This is a genomic window from Kitasatospora sp. NPDC001132 (genome assembly GCF_053598415.1).
Genome location: NZ_JBSFKF010000004.1, coordinates 45,826 through 66,856 on the forward strand (window position 1 = coordinate 45,826; position 21,031 = coordinate 66,856).

At 72.4% G+C, this 21,031-nt stretch carries 13 protein-coding genes; 8 read left to right on the forward strand and 5 right to left on the reverse strand.

All coding sequences use genetic code 11. From position 1 onward, the window contains the following. Positions 1-279: 279 nt before the first annotated feature. From ACWDBE_RS07100 to pyk, 7 genes are all read left to right on the forward strand, one after another. Positions 280-2,235, forward strand: coding sequence for an alpha-1,4-glucan--maltose-1-phosphate maltosyltransferase (locus tag ACWDBE_RS07100; RefSeq protein ID WP_449807551.1), 1,956 nt, complete (start codon positions 280-282; stop codon positions 2,233-2,235). Further along, entirely contained in the window at positions 2,232-3,956 is a 1,725-nt protein-coding gene (gene treS / locus ACWDBE_RS07105; RefSeq protein ID WP_449807435.1) for a maltose alpha-D-glucosyltransferase, read from the forward strand. The genes ACWDBE_RS07100 and treS overlap by 4 nt, the downstream gene beginning before the upstream one ends. Positions 3,957-4,206: 250 nt before the next feature. Then, positions 4,207-5,688 (forward strand): maltokinase N-terminal cap-like domain-containing protein, encoded by a 1,482-nt coding sequence (locus ACWDBE_RS07110; protein ID WP_449791726.1) that lies wholly within the window; start codon positions 4,207-4,209, stop codon positions 5,686-5,688. A gap of 155 nt (positions 5,689-5,843) precedes the next feature. Beyond that, on the forward strand, positions 5,844-8,276 hold the full coding sequence (gene glgB / locus ACWDBE_RS07115; RefSeq protein WP_449807436.1) for a 1,4-alpha-glucan branching enzyme: 2,433 nt from the start codon (positions 5,844-5,846) through the stop codon (positions 8,274-8,276). 168 nt (positions 8,277-8,444) lie between these two features. Further along, on the forward strand, positions 8,445-10,574 hold the full coding sequence (gene pta, locus ACWDBE_RS07120; RefSeq protein ID WP_449807437.1) for a phosphate acetyltransferase: 2,130 nt from the start codon (positions 8,445-8,447) through the stop codon (positions 10,572-10,574). Between the two features lie 73 nt (positions 10,575-10,647). Continuing rightward, on the forward strand, positions 10,648-11,871 hold the full coding sequence (locus ACWDBE_RS07125) for an acetate kinase (RefSeq protein ID WP_449791723.1): 1,224 nt from the start codon (positions 10,648-10,650) through the stop codon (positions 11,869-11,871). A gap of 94 nt (positions 11,872-11,965) precedes the next feature. After that, a complete protein-coding gene (gene pyk / locus ACWDBE_RS07130) occupies positions 11,966-13,393 on the forward strand; it encodes a pyruvate kinase (RefSeq protein WP_449791722.1) in 1,428 nt (475 codons plus the stop codon). 94 nt (positions 13,394-13,487) lie between these two features. On the opposite strand, the gene ACWDBE_RS07135 is transcribed toward pyk, so the two are convergent. The 4 genes from ACWDBE_RS07135 to ACWDBE_RS07150 form a co-directional block, all read right to left on the reverse strand. Continuing rightward, positions 13,488-14,957, reverse strand: a complete 1,470-nt coding sequence (locus ACWDBE_RS07135) for a hypothetical protein (RefSeq protein ID WP_449807438.1) — start codon at positions 14,955-14,957, stop codon at positions 13,488-13,490. After that, on the reverse strand, positions 14,954-15,580 hold the full coding sequence (locus ACWDBE_RS07140) for a DUF6114 domain-containing protein (protein WP_449791720.1): 627 nt from the start codon (positions 15,578-15,580) through the stop codon (positions 14,954-14,956). Before ACWDBE_RS07140 ends, ACWDBE_RS07135 begins: the two co-directional genes overlap by 4 nt. A gap of 133 nt (positions 15,581-15,713) precedes the next feature. Further along, complete coding sequence (locus tag ACWDBE_RS07145; RefSeq protein WP_402401122.1) at positions 15,714-16,376, reverse strand: DUF6230 family protein; 663 nt, start codon at positions 16,374-16,376, stop codon at positions 15,714-15,716. 732 nt (positions 16,377-17,108) lie between these two features. Beyond that, positions 17,109-18,110, reverse strand: a complete 1,002-nt coding sequence (locus ACWDBE_RS07150; RefSeq protein WP_449807439.1) for a tetratricopeptide repeat protein — start codon at positions 18,108-18,110, stop codon at positions 17,109-17,111. Positions 18,111-18,538: 428 nt separating this feature from the next. Between ACWDBE_RS07150 and ACWDBE_RS07155 the strand changes: the two genes are divergently transcribed. Next, positions 18,539-19,180, forward strand: coding sequence for a TetR/AcrR family transcriptional regulator (locus ACWDBE_RS07155; RefSeq protein ID WP_449807552.1), 642 nt, complete (start codon positions 18,539-18,541; stop codon positions 19,178-19,180). Between the two features lie 91 nt (positions 19,181-19,271). Here the strand turns inward: ACWDBE_RS07155 and ACWDBE_RS07160 are convergent, their stop codons facing one another. Next, positions 19,272-20,957 carry an acyl-CoA mutase large subunit family protein gene (locus ACWDBE_RS07160; RefSeq protein ID WP_449807440.1) on the reverse strand — a complete coding sequence of 562 codons (1,686 nt, stop codon included), beginning with the start codon at positions 20,955-20,957 and terminating at the stop codon, positions 19,272-19,274. Positions 20,958-21,031 lie beyond the last annotated feature (74 nt).

Consider the following 21,031-nt stretch of genomic DNA (forward strand, 5'->3'; position numbering starts at 1 on the left):
GCGATGCCGGCGCCGAGGACGTCCGGAGCGGTCCCTGGCGGATCCTCCGAATCCGAAGCCTCCCCAGCGACTCGACACCCCGGGGTCGAGGAGGACCGGACGGCGGCACCCCGCAGGCGCACCACCACCACGCGCCGCACCACCGCCACCGCCCCGAAGGCCGGCACCGCGAAGCCCGGCGTCGAGTCCGCCGCCGTGCAGCCCCCGGCCACCAGGGCGCCCGCTCGCAAGTCCCCCGCTCGCAAGCCCGCCGCCCGCAAGACGACAGAGAGCGACACCGTGATCGGCCGCATCCCCGTCCTGGACGTCAGTCCCCTCGTCGACTCCGGCCGCCGACCGGCCAAGGCCGTCGTCGGCGAGACCTTCCTGGTCACCGCGACCGTCTTCCGCGAGGGCCACGACGCCGTCAACGCCAACGTGGTGCTGCGCGACCCGCGCGGCCGCAGCGGCCCGTGGACGCCGATGCGGGAACTCGCCGAGGGCACCGACCGCTGGGGCGCGTACGTCACCCCGACGGCGCCCGGCCGCTGGTCGTACCTGGTGGAGGCGTGGAGCGACCCGGTCGCCACCTGGCGCAGGACCGCCTCGGTGAAGCTGCCCGCCGGGATCGACACCGCGCTGGTGCTGGAGGAGGGCGCCCGGCTGCTGGAGCAGGCCGCGGCCGGGGTGCCCAAGAAGGAGGGCCGCGCCGACGTGCTCGCGGCCGCCGACGCGCTGCGCGACCCGTCCCTGCCGCCGCTGTCCCGGCTGGCCGCCGCGCTCGCGCCCGAGGTGCTCGACGCGCTGACCCGCCACCCGCTGCGCGAGCTGCTCAGCGCCTCCCGCCCGCTGCCGCTCCAGGTCGACCGCGAGCGCGCGCTGTTCGGCTCCTGGTACGAGTTCTTCCCCCGTTCGGAGGGCGCCGTGGTCGACCCGACCGGGGTCGAGCCGCCGTGTTCCGGCACCCTGCGCAGCGCCGCCGAGCGGCTGCCGGCCATCGCCGCGATGGGCTTCGACGTGGTCTACCTGCCGCCGGTCCACCCGATCGGCCGAGCCTTCCGCAAGGGCCCGGACAACACCCTGACGGCCGGTCCGCACGACGTCGGCTCGCCCTGGGCGATCGGCTCCCCCGAGGGCGGCCACGACGCCGTCCACCCGGACCTCGGCACCATCGAGGACTTCGACCACTTCGTCGCCGAGGCGCAGGCGCTGCACCTGGAAGTGGCGCTGGACTTCGCCCTCCAGTGCTCCCCCGACCACCCCTGGGTGAACAAGCATCCGGAATGGTTCAGCCACCGCACGGACGGCACCATCGCGTACGCCGAGAATCCGCCGAAGAAGTACCAGGACATCTATCCGATCAACTTCGACCAGGACATGGACGGAATCGTCAAGGAAACAATCCGGATCCTCCGGTTCTGGATGTCCCACGGCGTGCGGATCTTCCGGGTCGACAACCCCCACACCAAACCCGTGGTGTTCTGGGAGAGGGTGCTCGCCGACGTCGCCCGGACCGACCCGGACGTCGTGTTCCTGGCCGAGGCCTTCACCCGCCCGGCGATGATGCACACCCTGGCGAAGATCGGATTCCACCAGTCGTACACGTACTTCACCTGGCGCACCACCAAACCGGAACTCACCGCGTACCTCACCGAGCTCACCGGTGACGCCGCCGCCCACATGCGGCCCAACTTCTTCGTCAACACCCCGGACATCCTCCACGCGTACCTCCAGCACGGCGGCCGGGCCGCCTTCGCGGTCCGCGCGGTGCTCGCCGCCACCCTCTCCCCCAGCTACGGCGTCTACGCCGGCTACGAGCTGTACGAGAACGAGCCGGCCCACCCGGGCTCCGAGGAGTACCTGCACTCGGAGAAGTACGAACTGCGCCCGCGCGACTGGAGCCACACCGACACCCTGGCCCCGCTGCTGACGGTGCTGAACCGGCTGCGCCGCCGCCACCCCGCCCTCCAGCAGCTGCGCGACCTGCGCTTCCACCCCACCGACAACGACCAGGTGCTCGCCTACTCCAAGACCGCGACCACCCCCGAGGGGTTCACCGACCAGGTCATCACCGTGGTGAACCTCGACCCGCACCACGTCCAGGAGGCCACCGTCACGTTGGACGGCGACGGCCCGTACGCGGTGCACGACGAGCTCACCGGCGCCGTCTACACCTGGGGCCGGCACAACTACGTCCGGCTCGACCCCTCAGCCGAGCCGGCTCACCTCCTCACGGTTCGGAGGAACCCAGCGTGACAGTGAACGAGCCCGTCCCCGACACCTTCCCCGAGACCTCGAAGAAGAAGCTCGACCCCGAGTGGTTCAAGCGTGCGGTCTTCTACGAGGTGCTGGTGCGGTCCTTCCAGGACAGCAACGGCGACGGGGTCGGGGACCTCAAGGGGCTCACGGCCAAGCTCGACTACCTCCAGTGGCTCGGGATCGACTGCCTCTGGCTCCCCCCGTTCTTCGCCTCGCCGCTGCGCGACGGCGGCTACGACGTCTCCGACTACACCTCGGTGCTGCCGGAGTTCGGCGACCTCGCCGACTTCATGGAGTTCGTCGACGCCGCCCACGCCCGCGGCATGCGCATCGTCATCGACTTCGTCATGAACCACACCAGCGACCAGCACCCGTGGTTCCAGGCCTCCCGCTCCGACCCGGACGGGCCGTACGGCGACTTCTACATGTGGGCCGACGACGACAAGCAGTACCCGGACGCCCGGATCATCTTCGTCGACACCGAGACGTCCAACTGGACCTACGACCCGGTCCGCAAGCAGTACTACTGGCACCGGTTCTTCTCGCACCAGCCGGACCTCAACTACGACAACCCCCGGGTCCAGGACGAGATGATCGCCGGGCTGCGGTTCTGGCTCGACCTCGGCATCGACGGCTTCCGGCTGGACGCGGTGCCGTACCTGTTCGCCCGCGAGGGCACCAACTGCGAGAACCTGCCGGAGACCCACGAGTTCCTCAAGCGGGTCCGCAAGGAGATCGACGCCAACTACCCGGACACCGTGCTGCTGGCCGAGGCCAACCAGTGGCCGGAGGACGTCGTCGACTACTTCGGCGACTTCGGCTCGGGCGGCGACGAGTGCCACATGGCGTTCCACTTCCCGGTGATGCCGCGGATCTTCATGGCGGTGCGCCGCGAGTCCCGCTACCCGGTCTCGGAGATCCTCGCCAAGACCCCGCAGATCCCCGGCGGCTGCCAGTGGGGCATCTTCCTGCGCAACCACGACGAGCTGACCCTGGAGATGGTCACCGACGAGGAGCGCGACTACATGTACGCGGAGTACGCCAAGGACCCGCGGATGCGCGCCAACGTGGGCATCCGCCGCCGGCTCGCCCCGCTGCTGGAGAACGACCGCAACCAGATCGAGCTGTTCACCGCCCTGCTGCTCTCCCTGCCCGGCTCCCCGGTGCTCTACTACGGGGACGAGATCGGCATGGGCGACAACATCTGGCTCGGCGACCGGGACGGCGTGCGCACCCCGATGCAGTGGACCCCGGACCGCAACGCGGGTTTCTCCTCCGCCGACCCGGGCAGGCTCAGTCTGCCGCCCATCATGGACCCGGTGTACGGCTTCCAGGTGACCAACGTCGAGGCGCAGCAGAGCAGTTCGAGCTCACTGCTGCACTGGACGCGTCGCATGATCGAGATCCGCAAGCTCAACCCGGCGTTCGGCCTCGGAAGCTACGCCGAACTGCCCTCCAGCAACCCCGCCGTGCTGGCGTTCGTGCGCGAGTACGAGGGGGACCTGGTCATGTGCGTGAACAACTTCTCGCGGTTCGCGCAGCCGACCGAGCTGGACCTGCGGCAGTACGGCGGGCGGTACCCGGTCGAGCTGATCGGCGGGGTGCGCTTCCCGTCGATCGGCGAGTGGCCCTACCTGCTCACCCTGGCCGGGCACGGCTTCTACTGGTTCCAGCTCAGGCAGCCCCCGCGCCTGAGCGGGACCAGGCGGTCGAAGTAACGATCCGTCGCACGCCGCACACCAGCATGGACAGCACCACCAGACCCTCCGGGGGCGCGAGTTGACCCCCGCGCCCCCGGTGTTCTCTGCACCACCGCGTACGGAGAACAGCCCAACGGCCACCCACACGAAGGCGTGACACCCGAGCCGTGCTCGCGTGCCGCGACCGCCGCGCCGCCGCAATCCGGAAGACTGACGGACCCGGCCACGACCCGTCGGGCAGTCCGCGTGCTTCCGGGGAAAGGGAGCCATGTCCGAAACCTCCCGTTCTCAAGCCCACCTCCCGGGCGACGCCCCCGCCACCGCGGCGGGCCCCCGGGGCACCGGGGCCCGGAGAACCACCCTGGGCGTCAGCGAACTCGTCCAGGCGGCCCTGCCACTGATCGCCGCGTGGCTGCCCACCCAGCGCTGGTACGCCGGCAAGGGGCGGCCGATCACCGGCCTCACCCCGGTGGTCGGCACCCCGCTGCAGGTCGGCGACCCGGCCCTGCTGCACCTGCTGCTGCGGGTCGAGCACGCCACCACGGCCGGCGCCCCGCACGGCGACATCTACCAGCTGCTGCTCGGCATCCGCTCCGGCGGGCTCGGGGACATCGGGCCCGGCGCCGTGCTCGGCCGGCTCACCCAGGGCCCGTACGACGGCGCGACCCTCTACGACGCGGTGCACGACCCCGAGCTCACCGGGCGGCTGCTGGAGCACCTGGCCACCGGCGACCGCTTCGGCGCGCTGTCCTTCCGTCGCACCCCCGGCTCCGGACTGCCCACCAACCTACCCGGCCGCGCCTCCACCGCCGAGCAGTCCAACAGCTCGGTCATCTACGGCACCTCGTACATCCTGAAGCTGTTCCGCCGCATCCACCCCGGCACCAACCCCGACCTCGAACTCTCGCTCGCGCTCTCCCGGGCCGGCTCCACCCGCATCCCCCGGGTCGCCGCCTGGTTCGAGAGCCGGATGGAGCGCGCCGAGCCCGCCACCCTCGGACTGCTGCAGCGCTACCTGCCGGACGCCGAGGACGGCTGGGAGCTGGCCCTCGACCAGGTCGGCCGGCTCAAGGGCGACCGCTCCCCCGGCAACTTCGCCATCGAGGCCCACCGGCTCGGCCGGGCCACCGCCGAGGTGCACCGGGTGCTGGCCCGCTCGATGCCGGTCGCCCGGCTCGACCGCACCCAGACCGGGCGGCTGGCCGGCGCGATGGCCGACCGGCTGGACAGCGCCGTCGCCGCCGTCCCCGGGCTGCTGCGCTTCCGGGCCGCGCTGCGCACCGCCTTCCAACAGCTCGCCGACGCCCACCCGGACGGCCTGCCGGTCCAGCGCATCCACGGCGACCTGCACCTCGGCCAGGCGATGCGCACCCCGCACGGCTGGGTGCTGCTGGACTTCGAGGGCGAGCCGGCCAAGTCGGTCAACGAGCGCCGCGAGCCCCAGCCGGCCCTGCGCGACGTCGCCGCGATGCTGCGCTCCTTCGACTACGCGGCCGCCCACCTGCTGGCCGGCGGCCCGGTCGACCCGGAACTGGCCCACCTCGCCGCCGCCTGGGCCCAGCGCAACCGCACCGCCTACTGCGCCGGCTACACCGCCGGCGGGGGCGCCGACCCGGCCGCCTCGCCGGAGCTGATGCGGGCGCTGGAGATCGACAAGGCGGTGTACGAGGTGGTGTACGAGGCCCGGCACCGGCCGAGCTGGCTGCCGATCCCGCTGGCGGCGATCAGCCGGCTGGCCCTGTCCGTCTGAGTCCCGTCCGTCTGAGTCCCGCTTCCCGACCGCCGCTTCCGATCACCGCTTCACCACTGCTTTCCGAGTCCCGCTTCCTGACCACCGCTTCCTGACCACCGTTTCCTGTTCCGCCCGCAGGAGTTCGCCCACCCCCGTCGCAGGAGGACCCCGCCGTGACGCCGATCGACCCGACCGGCCGCCCCACCCGCCCCGTACCGGCCACCTTCCTGGCCGGACCGCTCCCAGCCGAAGGGCGGGCAGCCGAAGGGCGCGCCGGCCGCGGGCGCGGGGCGCACCGGGCGGCCGAGGAGGAGGAGGGGAGTGCCGGCACCGGCGCGGAGCCCCCGGCAGCCCTCCCATCCGCAGCCGCGGACCCCCTGGAACCCGGGCGTCCGGCCCCCAGCGGGGCGCTGCGGCTGCCCGAGGCGCCGCTGCCGCCGGCCGAGGTCGACCGGCTGGTGGGCGGACAGCACCACGACCCGCACGCCCTGCTCGGCGCGCACCCGGTGCACGGCGGCACGGCGATCCGGGTGCTGCGCCCGTTCGCCGAGCGGGTGGTCGTCGAGACCTCCCAGGGGCCGGCCGAACTCACCCACCAGCAGGGCGGGTTGTTCACCGGACTGGTGGCCGGCGGCGACCTCCCCGAGTACACCCTGCTGGTGACGTACCCCGGCGGCGAGCCGCTGCGCCAGTACGACGGCTACCGCACCCCGCCCACCCTCGGCGAACTCGACCTGCACCTGATCTCCGAGGGCCGGCACGAGCAGCTGTGGCGGGCGCTCGGCTCGCACGTGCGCACCGTCGACGGGGTGCCGGGCACCGCCTTCGCGGTCTGGGCGCCGAACGCCGTCGGGGTGCGGCTGATCGGCGACTTCAACCACTGGGACGGCACCGGGCACCCGATGCGCTCGCTCGGCTCGTCCGGGATCTGGGAGCTGTTCGTCCCCGGCCTGGCCGAGGGCACCACCTACAAGTACGAGGTGCACACCCGGCAGGGCTGGGTGCTGGACAAGGCCGACCCGCTGGCCCGGTCCGCCCAGTGCCCGCCCGGCACCGCCTCGGTGGTCACCTCCTCCGGCCACGTGTGGCGGGACGGCGAGTGGATGGCCCGCCGGGCCCGCGCCGCGCACCACCGGGCGCCGATGTCGGTGTACGAGCTGCACCTGCCGTCCTGGCGGCCCGAGCTCACCGACTACCGCGCCATCGCCGAGGAACTGCCGGGCTACCTCAAGGAGTTGAACTTCACCCACGTGGAGTTCATGCCGGTGATGGAGCACCCCTTCGGCGGCTCCTGGGGCTACCAGGTGTCCGGCTACTACGCCCCCACCGCCCGGCTCGGCAGTCCTGACGACTTCCGGTACCTGGTGGACACCCTGCACCGGCACGGCATCGGCGTGATCGTCGACTGGGTGCCCGCGCACTTCCCCAAGGACGACTTCGCGCTCGCCCGCTTCGACGGCGAGCCGCTGTACGAGCCGGCCGACCCGCTGCGCGCCGAGCACCCGGACTGGGGGACGCTGGAGTTCGACTACGGCCGCAAGGAGGTGCGCAACTTCCTCGTCGCCAACGCGGTGTACTGGTGCGAGGAGTTCCACATCGACGGCCTGCGGGTGGACGCCGTCGCCTCGATGCTCTACCTCGACTACTCCCGCGAGGGCGGCGACTGGACGCCCAACCGGTACGGCGGCCGGGAGAACCTGGACGCGGCCGCCTTCCTCCAGGAGATGAACGCCACCGTCTACCGGCGCTGCCCGGGCGTGATCACCATCGCCGAGGAGTCCACCGCCTGGGACGGGGTCACCCGCCCCACCGACGCCGGCGGCCTCGGCTTCGGGCTGAAGTGGAACATGGGCTGGATGCACGACTCGCTGGTCTACATGTCCAAGGAGCCGGTGCACCGCAAGTACCACCACAACGAGATCACCTTCTCGATGGTGTACGCCTACTCCGAGAACTACGTGCTGCCGATCTCGCACGACGAGGTGGTGCACGGCAAGCAGGCACTGGTCTCCAAGATGCCGGGCGACTGGTGGCAGCAGCGCGCCAACCACCGCGCCTACCTCGGCTTCATGTGGTCCCACCCGGGCAAGCAACTGCTGTTCATGGGACAGGAGTTCGCCCAGGGCGCGGAGTGGGACCACGAGCAGGGCCCGCAGTGGTGGGTGCTCGACGAGCAGTGGCCGGCCCACGGGGACCACCTCGGGGTGCGCCGGCTGGTCCGCGACCTCAACCGGTGCTACCTCGACACCCCGGCGCTGTGGGAGCTGGACAGCGTCCCGGACGGCTTCCGCTGGCTCGACGGCGGCGCCGCCGAGGACAACCTGCTCTCCTTCGTCCGGTACGCGACCGACGGCTCGCCGCTGGTCGCGGTCTGCAACTTCTCGCCGGTCGTCCGGCACGGCCACCGGGTCGGCCTGCCCCGACTGGCGGGCCGCGAGCAGCTGTGGGAGGAGGTGCTGAACACCGACGCCGAGGAGTACGGCGGCAGCGGCGTCGGCAACTCCCATCCGGTCAAGGCCGAGCCGGTGGAGTGGGACGGCCAGCCCCGGTCCGCCGAACTGGTCCTCCCGCCGCTCGCCACCGTCTGGTTCCGCCCCGTCCGCTGAGCGCGCACCCCGCCGAACACCCCGGGTGTCCGCCCTTCCCGGCGGGCCCCCGGGCGGGACCTCCGTCCCTTGCCCGAACCCCGCCGTTCTGCTCGCGGACGGCCGTTCGGGGTGCGAAGGTATGGTCGATATGACCACTTTCCGAGACGACGGGACGGAGACACCCACGTGGCGCGCAGCGTGTACGTGACCGGCATCGACCGAGGGGACGGCCGGCAGGCGGTCGAACTCGGGGTCATGGAACTGCTCACCCGCCAGGTGGACCGGGTCGGGGTGTTCCGTCCGCTGGTGCACGCCGCCGCGCCCGGGAAACCGGGCACGGACCACGTGGTCGAGCTGCTGCGCGGCCGCTACCGGCTCGACCTGCCGAGCACCGAGCTGTACGGCCTCACCTACGAGGAGGCCGCCGCACTCCGGGCCGCCCTGGGGCAGGACGAGCTGGTCTCCGTCCTGGTCGACCGCTTCCACGCGCTGGAGCGGCGCTGCCAGGCGGTGCTGGTGCTCGGCACCGACTTCGCCGACACCGGCATCCCGGACGAACTGGCCTTCAACGCCCGCCTGGCCAACGAGTTCGGCGCCGCCGTGCTGCCCGTGGTCGGCGGGCACGGCGCGGACGCCGAGACGGTGATCGCCGAGGTGCGCAACGCCCACCGGGCGTACACCGACCTCGGCTGCCAGACCCTGGCGATGGTCGCCAACCGGGTCGCCTCCGGCGCCAAGCAGCGCATCCAGCGCACCCTCACCGAGAAGCTGCCGATCCCCGCCTACGTCATCCCGGAGGAACCGGCCCTCGCCGCGCCCACCGTCGCGCAGCTGGTCGAGGCGACCGGCGCCGAGGTGCTGATCGGGGACGCCGCCGGCCTCGCCCGGGACGTGCGCGGCTACGTCTTCGGCGGCGCCATGCTGCCCACCTTCCTGGACGCGCTGACCGAGGGCGCCCTCGTCGTCACCCCCGGGGACCGCGCCGACCTGGTGATCGGCTCGCTGGCCGCGCACGCCGCCGGCGCCCCGCCGATCGCCGGCGTGCTGCTGACGCTCGGCCAGCACCCCGGCCCCAACGTGATGGCGCTGGCCGCCCGGCTCGCCCCCGGCACCCCGGTCGCGGTCGTCCCCGAGCGCAGCTGGCCCACCGCCGCCCACCTGACCCACCTGGAGGGCAAGCTCACCTCAGCCAGCCCCCGGAAGGCCGAGATCGCCCTCGGCCTGTTCGAACTGCACGTCGACACCGCCGAGTTGACCAACCTGATCGAGGTCGGCCGGTCCGAGCGGGTCACCCCGATGATGTTCGAGCACGAGCTGCTGGAGCGCGCCCGGGGCGCCCGCCGGCACGTCGTGCTGCCGGAGGGCACCGAGGAGCGGGTGCTGCGCGCCGCCGAGATCCTGCTGCGCCGCAACATCTGCGACCTCACCCTCCTCGGCGAGGTGGACGCCGTCCGCCGCAAGGCCGCGAGCCTGAGCATCGACCTCCCGACCGAGCCGCCGACCGCCGACCGCGCGCAGGTGCGGATCGTCGACCCGGCCACCAGCCCGCTGCGCCGCCAGTTCGCCGAGCTGTACGCGAAGCTGCGCGCCCACAAGGGGATGACCGTCGAACTGGCCCTGGACGTGGTCACCGACGTCTCGTACTTCGGCACCCTGATGGTCCAGGAGGGCATCGCGGACGGCATGGTCTCCGGCGCGGTGCACTCCACCGCCGCGACCATCCGGCCCGCCTTCGAGGTGATCAAGACCTCGCCGGGCGCCTCGATCGTCTCCTCGGTCTTCTTCATGTGCCTGGCCGACAAGGTGCTGGTGTACGGCGACTGCGCCGTCAACCCCGACCCGGACGCCCGGCAACTGGCCGACATCGCCATCCAGTCCGCCGCCACCGCCGCCCAGTTCGGGGTGGAGCCGCGGGTCGCGATGCTCTCGTACTCGACCGGCACCTCCGGCTCCGGCGCCGACGTCGACAAGGTCCGCAAGGCCACCGAGCTGGTCCGCGAACTGCGGCCGGACATCCTGGTCGAGGGCCCGATCCAGTACGACGCGGCGGTGGACGCCCACGTCGCGGCCACCAAGCTGCCGGGCTCCGCGGTCGCCGGGCGGGCCACCGTGCTGATCTTCCCGGACCTCAACACCGGCAACAACACCTACAAGGCGGTCCAGCGCTCGGCCGGCGCCGTCGCGGTCGGCCCGGTGCTCCAGGGGCTGCGCAAGCCCGTCAACGACCTCTCCCGCGGGGCGCTGGTGCAGGACATCGTCAACACCGTCGCGATCACCGCGATCCAGTCGCAGGACCACAAGGAGCCCCAGGCATGAGCGAGCGAAACGAGCTAACGATCAGAAGGTGCGTGTCTCGCGAAGCGACTGCCGGGCGCGGCGAGGTGGGCGCATGAGCGAGGGTACCCGCGTTCTCGTGCTGAACGCCGGCTCCTCGTCGGTGAAGTACCAGCTGATCGACATGCTGGACGGGGCCAAGCCGGCCTCCGGCCTGGTCGAGCGGATCGGCGAGGCCGGCGGGCGGCTGGTGCACACCCCGCGCGGCGGCGAGGCGCGCGAGCGCGTCCAGGTCTTCCCGGACCACTCCGCCGCGCTCAAGGCCGTCGCCGAGGAGCTGTCCGCCGACGGCCTCGGGCTGGACTCCCCCGAGCTGGCCGCGATCGGCCACCGGGTCGTCCACGGCGGCCTGCGGTTCACCGAACCGACCGTGATCACCGACGACGTACTCAAGGAGATCCGCCGGCTGATCCCGGTCGCCCCGCTGCACAACCCGGCCAACATCACCGGCATCGAGGTGGCCCGCGCGCTGCGCCCCGACCTCCCCCAGGTGGCCGTCTTCGACACCGCCTTCCACGCCTCGATGCCCGAGTACTCGGCCCGGTACGCGATCGACAGGGCCGTCGCCGACCAGCACCGGGTGCGCCGCTACGGCTTCCACGGCACCTCGCACCAGTACGTCTCGCGGGCCACCGCCCGGCTGCTCGGCAGGGACCCGGCCGAGGTCAACGTGATCGTGCTGCACCTGGGCAACGGCGCCTCCGCCTCGGCGGTCAGCGGCGGCCACTGCGTGGACACCTCGATGGGCCTGACCCCGCTGGAGGGCCTGGTCATGGGCACCCGCTCGGGCGACATCGACGCCGGCGTGGTGTTCCACCTTCACCGGGTCGGCGGGCTGTCCGTGGACGAGATCGACGACCTGCTCAACCGCCGCAGCGGCCTGCGCGGGCTGTGCGGCGAGAACGACATGCGCGAGATCATGCGCCGGGCCGACGAGGGGGACGAGGACGCCAAGCTGGCGTTCGACTCGTACGTCCACCGGCTGCGCAAGTACATCGGCGGCTACTACGCGGTGCTCGGCCGGGTGGACGCGATCGCGTTCACCGCCGGTGTCGGGGAGAACGCCGCGCCGGTGCGCGCGGCGGCCACCGCGGGGCTGGAGGAACTGGGCATCGCCGTCGACCCTGAGCTGAACTCGGTGCGGTCCGGCGAGGCCCGGATCATCTCCCCCGAGTACGCCCGGGTGGCGGTCGCCGTGGTGCCCACCGACGAGGAGCTGGAGATCGCCCGACAGGCCTTCGCGCTGGTGCACCGGGAACGCCGGGTGTCCGAGGACTGATACGGATCCGTCCCACTCCTCGGAACATTTCGTCGGCGATTCCTCCCGGTGCATGCCGAATGCACGTATAACACGAACGGATAGACTGATCCATATGCGCCGAGCGAAAATTGTCTGCACCCTGGGTCCGGCGACGGACTCCTACGAACAGCTGAAGGCCATCGTCGAGGCGGGCATGAACGTCGCCCGACTCAACATGAGCCACGGCAACCACGCGGACCACGAGGAGCGGTACCGCAAGGTCCGCCAGGTCTCGGAGGACACCGGCAAGGCCATCGGCGTCCTGGCCGACCTCCAGGGTCCGAAGATCCGTCTGGCGACCTTCGCCAACGGCCCGGTGACCGTCGACAACGGCGACGAGTTCACCATCACCACCGAGGACGTCCCCGGTGACCAGTACATCTGCGGCACCACCTACAAGGGCCTGCCCGGCGACGTGAAGCCCGGCGACCCGATCCTGATCAACGACGGCGTCATCGCCCTGGAGGTCGTCAGCGTCGACGGCCCGCGGGTGAAGACCGTGGTGGTCGAGGGCGGCGTGCTCTCGAACAACAAGGGCATCAACCTGCCCGGCGCGGCCGTGAACGTGCCCGCCCTGTCCGAGAAGGACAAGGACGACCTGCGCTTCGCGCTGCGCCTGGGCGTCGACATGATCGCCCTGTCCTTCGTCCGCAACGCGGACGACATCAAGGACGTCCACGAGGTCATGGACGAGGTCGGCATCCGGGTGCCGGTCATCGCCAAGATCGAGAAGCCGCAGGCCGTCGAGGCCATGGAGGAGATCGTCCTCGCCTTCGACGCCATCATGGTCGCCCGCGGCGACCTGGCCGTCGAGTACCCGCTCGAGCGGGTGCCGCTGGTCCAGAAGCAGCTGGTCACCCTGGCCCGCCGCAACGCCAAGCCGGTCATCGTCGCCACCCAGATGATGGAGTCGATGATCCACGCCTCGCGCCCGACCCGCGCCGAGGTCTCCGACGTCGCCAACGCCATCCTGGACGGCGCCGACGCGGTCATGCTGTCCGCCGAGTCCAGCGTCGGCAAGTACCCGGTCGAGACCGTCCGCACCATGAGCCGGATCTGCGAGAAGGCCGAGGAGGAGCTGCTCTCCCAGGGCCTCCAGCCGCTCAACCCGGGCCGCAAGCCGCGCACCCAGGGCGGCTCCGTCGCCCGCGCCGCGTGCGAGCTGGGCGACTTCCTGGACGGCAAGGCGCTGGTCGCCTTCACCAAGTCCGGTGACACCGCCCGCCGGCTGTCCCGCTACCGTTCGCCGATCCCGGTGATCGCCTTCACCCCGGACTCCGCCACCCGCAACCAGCTCTCGCTGAGCTGGGGCGTCGAGGCGTACGTCACGGAGCAGGTGGCCACCACCGACGCGATGGTCGCGCAGGTCGACCGGGAGCTGCTGAAGATGGGCCGGCTCGGCGAGGGCGAGACCGTCATCGTCACCGCCGGTGTCCCGGTCGGCGTTCCCGGCACCACCAACATGGTGCAGGTGCACCACCTGGGCACCCGGAGCGAGTGAGCACCCGTACTGCCCGAACGCCCGTGGGGCGGTCCTCCTTCCCGGAGGGCCGCCCCACGGGCCTTGTGGCGCCGGGTACTCACTGCCGCCCGGACTACTTGTCGCTGTACGGGGCGTCGTCGTTGAACAGGCGCATCCCGGGGATGCGCAGGGTGCCGCCGAACTGGCCGGCCTGCTTGGCGGTGACGCCGGTCAGCTCCAGCTCCAGCGGGATCGGGATGGCGCCGATCAGGTCGTACAGCCAGCGCGGCAGGGTGTCCGGGGTGAGGGTGATCTCGCCCAGGTCGAACACCGGGATGCCGAGCACCTTGGAGAGGTGGCCGGACAGCCGCTCCACGTACATGGTGACCGGGCCGTTGCGCATGGTCGAGGTGGAACCCGGCGCGCCCTGGACGTGGAAGGTCACGCCGTTGCCCTCCAGGGTGGACATGTCGAGGTTGTCGATGTCCACGCTGTCGACCACGAACTTCAGGACGCGCTTGGTGCCGGTCGGGGTCCGCACGTCGTAGACGCCGTGGAAGGCCGCGCCGTGCAGGGCGAGCCGGCTGGTCTTCAGCGTCCAGTTCTGCTCCGGGACGACGTGTCCGGGGGCGGCCGCGGCGGCGGTCAGACCCCGGGTGTCCACATCGCAGTCCGGGTCCTCGGTCGGCGTGGCGGACGGGGTGCCGGAGGCGCCCTCGGAGGGCGTCGCCGAGGCGTCCGCGGACGGCTTCCCGGAGGGCGCCGGCTTGCCGCTCGCCCCGCCGCTCGGCGTGGCGGCGGGCGAGGGCTCGTCGGCGGTGGGCGGGGCCATGGACGGCGCGGCCTGCGGGGCGGCGGCCTTGGCCCGCGGCTGGGTGGCCTGGGTCGGAGCGCCCGTGCCCGGGGCCGGGGTGGCGGGGGCGGCCGGGGTGGTCGGAGCGGCCGGGCTGCCGGGCGCCGCCGGGGTGGTGGTGGGGGCGCCGATCGGGCTCTGGCTCGGCGAACCGTTCGGGTTGAGCAGCCGGCTGACGCCGCCGACGAGGTCGTCGATCAGCCCGGCCTGGGCCGCCGTTCCGGTGCCGCTGCCGGTTCCGGTGCCACTGCCCTGCAGGACCGCGCTCGACACGTCCGCGCCACCGGTGGCGGCGGAACGGACGGCGGACTGCTGGGCGGGCGTGCCGGTGGCCGACGGCTTGACCGGCGAGGTGGGCTGCCCGGTCGGCGCGGCGCTCGGCACCTGGCCCGGCACCGAGCCCGGGTCGGTCGACGGGCCGGCCGGGGGCGCGGTGGCCGGGGCCGAACCCGACGCGCCGGACGGGCCGGGCGGCGGCTCGGGCAGCTCGCTCTTGGGCACCGGCGTCTCGACCGGCGCCACGTCCGGCACCGCGGCCGGAGCGGTGCCGCAGGGCTTGCCCGCGGCGGACTCGGCGACCGCCGGGTTGGGCGTGTAGGCGGCGGCCATCAGCAGTGCGGTCGGCACCGCCGCCATGGCCAGCGCCCGGCCTCTCAGCCGGGCCCGTACGGGCGTGCGCGGGGCCGCGTGCCGGCCGGAGCGCTGCGCGGGAACGGTCGTACCGTCGGCTTGCTCGGCCGGCCCGGTCACCGTGCCTCCTCCTGGTCCACGGTGCCGGCCTGCCGCGGCGCGGCCTGGGCGGGCAGCTCGGCGGTGGGCGCCTCGACGGCGGGCCCGGCGGCGTCCTCGGTGGCGCTCTCGGCAGCGACGCTCTGTGCCACGGTGTTGTCGGCCGCCGCGTCCTCGGCGCCGCCCTTGCCGCGGCGTCGGCGCCGGCCCCTGGCGGCCTCCGCCTGCGCCGTCTCGGGCAGCGGCGCCCAGGAGACCATCAGCCCGCCGCCGATCAGGCCCGGCAGCAGGGCCAGCCCGAAGCCCGCCAGGTTGGAGACCGGGATCGAGACCAGCGTCAGCAGGGTGGTGGCGATGCCGGCGAAGACCCGCACGGCCGGCTGGAACCAGGCCGTCAGCCCGAGCACGATCAGCAGCACGCCGATGATCAGCGCCCCGGCGCCCCCCGTGGTGGCCATGGCCACCGTCATGCCGCCCAACGAGAGGTGGGCGTAAGGGAAGTACATGATCGGGACGCCGGCGATCATGGCCAGCAGACCGCCGTAGTACGGCCGCGTCCGGCGGAACGTACGGAACACCCGGCGCAGCCACTGGGCGGGGTTCTCGTGCTCGGCGGGCCGGTAGGAGGCAAGGGCGCTGGACACGGTGCAGCTCCTCGATGGTGTGAACGAGGGATGGACGAGACGCGGGATCCGGGGACGGCGTACGCGCCGCCCCCGGTCCCGCAGGTGCCGTCACGGCGGGCGGGCCGGGTTCGGTCCGCCCGCCGTCAACGGCCTAGTAGCACTCGCCGGTACCGTCGGTGTGCAGCGCGAGCTTCAGGCCGGAGAGCCGGAAGGTGCCGGCCGAGGTGGCCCAGGCGGTCTGCTGCACGTTGTACAGGTCGGCCTTCTCGGCGGCCTGGGCGAAGCCGGTCGCGCCGGTGGGCAGGCCGCCGAGCTTGGACTTCCAGCCCTGGGTGGCCTCGCCCTTGAGGGTCGAGGCGTCCTGGCCGATGTTGATGTTGCTGAACTCGGCGTCCGCGTTCAGCTGGTCGAGGTCGATCAGCAGGTTCTTGGCGTAGACCTGCTTCTTGACGTCGTCGCTGTTGCCCGCCTCCAGGCGCAGGATGATCTTGGGCAGCTTCCACGGCAGGCCGGGGATGACGTTGGGGTCGGTCACCACGGACTGGCACAGGCCCTTGATGGTGGCCTCGTCGAAGGCCGAGACGGCGACCGGGTGCGGGGTGCCGTTCTGCTCCGCGTCGATCGAGCCGAACTGGGCGAAGTTCTTGCCGTGCAGCTCCGGCGTGGTGACCTTGAAGCTCTGGCCGGACACGCTGAACGAAGCCGCCAGCGCGTTGTTGGCGATCGACATGCCGACCATCGCGGTGGCCGCGACGCTCGGGACCATCACCAGTGCGAAGCGCTTCCAGCGGGTCTTGCCGTAGGTCTGGGACATGCGAGTCCTCCTTCTAGGACGTACATCTCCGGCTCCCGGCGGTGCGTCCCGCACCGGTGGGGGCCTGGGATGGGAGAGAGCTACGTCCTCGGTAGCGGAGAGCGCCTTGGGCGTCGTCGGACGCGGGAACGGCCTGCCTGCGGCGGGCCTCCCGTCCAAGCACCGGCCGTCCTTGCGGGGCGGCGGGCAGGACCGACGACATCGGCGATCACCCCCGAGCGACAACCAGCGACCGCGCAGGGCCGCGCGGCCGGTCGAAGGACAGGAACCGCCGTGGGACCGCGGATACCCCCCTGCCCTCCCTCCCGCCGGCCGGGGCCGGCGGATCACCCGGTGGGGATCCCGCGCTCCGCGTGGCCGACCGGGTCGGCGGGTGTGGAGTCTGGGACCGGGCGTGGCCGATCGTGCTTGAATCCCGGGCGAAGCACAAGAGGTTCCTTACTGACGGGTAATGCAACATCAGGTGGAGTTGATCATGGGATCGGCCCCAGTTGCACCCTGCGTGACGCCTTGAAGGAATCGTGACGGCTGAATCCACCGGAAACAGAAGCGAAACACCCGCGGATGGTCACACATGGTGACCATCCGCGGGTGAAATCAAGATTTGGTAAACCTCTGTCCGGTTGACCGGATTGTCGCCAAATCACCAGGCGACACCGCAGGTCATCCGCCGTGCCAGACGCCGCGCCCCGGCCGGGCACCGAACGGACCCGGGCCCGGCCTGAACCGGCGTCAGAACAGCACGCGCGCCAGCGCCGTACGGGCCGCGACGACCCGCGGGTCCTCCGGGCCGATCACCTCGAACAGCTCCAGCAGGCGCAGCCGGGCGGCGTCCCGGTCCTCGCCGGCCGTCCGCCCGACGGTGGTCACCAGACGCCCGAAGGCGTCCTCGACGTGACCGCCGACCAGGTCCAGGTCGGCCGCCTTGAGCTGGGCCTCGACGTCCTTCGGGTCGGCCGCGGCCGCCGCCCGGACGGCCTGGAGGTCCAGACCCTCGATCCGCTTCAGCAGCTCGGCCTGGGCCAGGCCCAGCTTGGCCTCGGTGTTGCCCGGCTGCTCGGCCAGCACGTTCTTGTACGCCCGGATGGCGCCGCCCAGGTCTCCGGCGTCCAGCGCCTCGTGGGCGGCGGACAGCGCCGGATCCTCGGGGCGCTGCGGGGCGGCGGCCCCGGCCTCGCCCGGGGCGGCCGCACCACCGGCCACGCCGGCCACGCCGAAGCGCTGCTCGGCGACCAGGATCAGCTGGTCCAGGATCTTGCGGATGTTGGCGGCGCTCTCCGCGCCCTGGAACAGCGGCACCAGCTGGCCGGCCACCACGGCCATCACGGCCGGGATGCCCTGGATGCCGAACTGCTGGGAGAGCAGCGGGTTGGCGTCCACATCGATCTTGGCGAGCACGAAGCGGCCGGCGTACTCCTCGACCAGGCCCTCCAGGACCGGGCTCAGTTGCTTGCAGGGCCCGCACCACTCGGCCCAGAAGTCGATGACGACCGGCACCTCGGTGGAACGCTGGACGACCTCGGTCTCGAAGGTGTCCTCGGTGACGTCGATGACGAGCTGGTAGGCGGACGGGGCCGGGGCGGCTCCGCCCGACTCGGCGGCGGCGGCCTGGCGGGCCCGCTCGGCCCTGGCCTGCTCGGCCTTCTGGGCGGCTTCGCCGGCCGCCTTCACTGCGGCGAGGTCGACCGCGCCGCGCAGGGCGGAGCTGTTGAGACGCGAATTCCGTGGCTGCATGGCACCATCCTCCCCCGTCCGCGCTGCTCGCGGGCACCAACCTCCGGAAAGTCGCCCCGCGCGGGGCGCGCGGTGCTGGTTCCCCGGCGTCGCGCCCGTCCCCCGGTAGCCTGGACCGTTCGGCGCGGATCCCCACCCGCGCCCGCGCCGCTCCCGTCCCACGGGACGCGGCGCCTGGTTGTCACTGCTTTCGCTACGAGTCGTAGCGTAACTGGAGGCGGTGCCCCGCCCGCAAGCCCCACCGGCGGTTCGGGGACGTGAGCTGCCCCACTTTCCCGGGCCGCCCCGCTGCCCGAACGGGCGAACAGTCGCTACCGTTACCAGCCCCACCCAAGTTACTTACCAGTAAAGCGCAAGGAGGCCCGGTGCCGGCCGCCCAGCCCCCAGCGACCCCGGACCGCACGGAGAGCACGGAGAGCACGGGCCGGGTGCGGCCCGACCCGGCCGGCCGGGCCCCCGAAACGGCGGGCACCGCCCGGGCCAAGGGCCGCCCGCGCAGCGCCGCCGCCGACCTCGCCATCCTCGACGCCACCCGCGAGGCACTGGCCGAACTCGGCTGGGGCGGACTGACCATGGGCCACGTCGCGAGCCGCGCCGGGGTCGCCAAGACCACCCTCTACCGCCGCTGGCCGTCCAAGAACGAGCTCGTGGTGGACGCCGTCGCCAGCCTCTTCGACGAGCTGGTGATGCCCGACCTCGGCAGCCTGCGGGCCGACATCGAGGCCGTGGTCGCCCAGTTCGCCGACCTGCTGGCCCGCCCGGAGACCCAGACCGCGCTGCTCGCGCTGTTCGCCGAGGGCACCCGCGACCGGCAACTGCGGTGCCGGATCCGCGAGTCCATCGTGGACCCGCAGAAGCGGCTGGTCCGCCAGGGCCGGGCGGCCGCCCAGGCGCGCGGCGAGCTGGACGGGGACACCGACAGCGCGACGGCCCGCGAGGAGGTCGACATCATCTTCGACACCATCGCGGGCGCCGTCGAGCACCGCGTCCTGGTCAGCGGCGAGCCGATCACCCCGGAGTGGACCCGCCGCTTCACCGACCTGCTGCTCGGGCCGCTCACCACCTGCTGAGGACGCCCGGGCACGGCGCGGCCGCCCGTACGGGGTTCCGTACGGGCGGCCGCTCGTCGGCCGCAGCCTCGGAAGGCCACCGCCGGGGCCCTCAGAAGGCCGCGTTCTCCTGGTACGTCCCCCACTCCTGGCGCAGCGCGTTGCAGATCTCGCCCAGCGTCGCCTCGGCGCGCACCGCGTCCAGCATCGGCGGGATCATCGACTCGCCCGAGCGCGCCGCCGCCAGCATGGCGTCCAGCCCGGCCCGCACGGCCGCCTCGTCCCGGGCCGCCTTGCGCTCCCGCAGCACCCGGACCTGCTCGCGCTCCACCTCGTGGCTGACCCGCAGGATCTCCAGCTCCGGGGTGACGCTGCGCGGGTGGCAGTTGACGCCGACCACGCGCTTGTCGCCCTTCTCCACCGACTGCTGGTACTGGAAGGCCGCCTCGGCGATCTCCCCGGTGAACCAGCCCTCCTCGATGCCGCGCAGGATGCCGGAGGTGATCGGGCCGATCTCGTGGTCCTCGCGGCCCTTGTCCAGGATCCGCTGGAAGATCGCCTCGGCCTGCTCCTCGATCCGGTCGGTCAGCGCCTCGACGTACCAGGAACCGCCCAGCGGGTCGGCCACGTTGGCGACGCCGGTCTCCTCCATCAGCACCTGCTGGGTGCGCAGGGCGATCTCGGCGGCCTGCTCGGAGGGCAGCGCCAGGGTCTCGTCCAGGGCGTTGGTGTGCAGCGAGTTGGTGCCGCCGAGCACCGCGGCCAGCGCCTCGACGGCGGTGCGGACCACGTTGTTGTACGGCTGCTGCGCGGTGAGCGAGACGCCGGCGGTCTGGGTGTGGAAGCGCAGCCACTGCGCCTTGTCGGTCTTGGCGCCGAAGCGCTCGCGCATCCAGCGGGCCCAGATCCGGCGCGCGGCGCGGAACTTGGCGATCTCCTCGAAGAAGTCCACGTGCGCGTCGAAGAAGAAGGACAGGCCGGGCGCGAAGACGTCCACGTCCAGGCCGCGGGACAGGCCCAGCTCGACGTAGCCGAAGCCGTCCGCCAGGGTGTACGCCAGCTCCTGCGCGGCCGTCGCCCCGGCCTCGCGGATGTGGTAGCCGGAGACCGACAGCGGCTTGTACGCGGGGATGCCCTCGGCGCAGTAGGCCATCAGGTCGCCGATCAGGCGCAGGTGCGGCTCGGGGGCGAAGAGCCACTCCTTCTGCGCGATGTACTCCTTGAAGATGTCCGTCTGGAGGGTGCCGTTGAGCACCGCCGGGTCCACGCCCTGGCGCTCGGCGGCGACCAGGTACATGCAGAAGATCGGCACGGCCGGGCCGCTGATCGTCATCGAGGTGGTGACCTCGCCGAGCGGGATGCCGTCGAACAGCACCTCCATGTCGGCGGCCGAGTCGATGGCCACACCGCAGTGGCCGACCTCGCCGAGCGACTTCGGGTCGTCCGAGTCGTAGCCCATCAGGGTGGGCATGTCGAAGGCGACCGAGAGGCCGCCGCCGCCCGCGTCCAGGATCATCCGATAGCGCTCGTTGGTCTGCTGCGCGTTGCCGAAACCGGCGAACTGGCGGATGGTCCAGGTGCGGCCCCGGTAACCGGTCGGGTGCAGACCGCGGGTGTACGGGTACTCGCCCGGCCACCCGATCCGCTCGAACCCCTCGTAGGCCTGCCCGGCGGGCGGGCCGTAGACCGGCTCGACCTCGTCGCCGGAGAGGGTGGTGAAGTCCGCGTCGCGCTTGCGGGCCTTGTCGTAGCGCTGCTGCCAGCGCTGCCGGCCGCGCTCGATCTCCTCGGCGTCCATGACCCCGAACTCCGCTCCGTACGGCCGCCACTGCGACGGGCGGCAAGCTAGTAGGACGTCCTAACAATTTACTC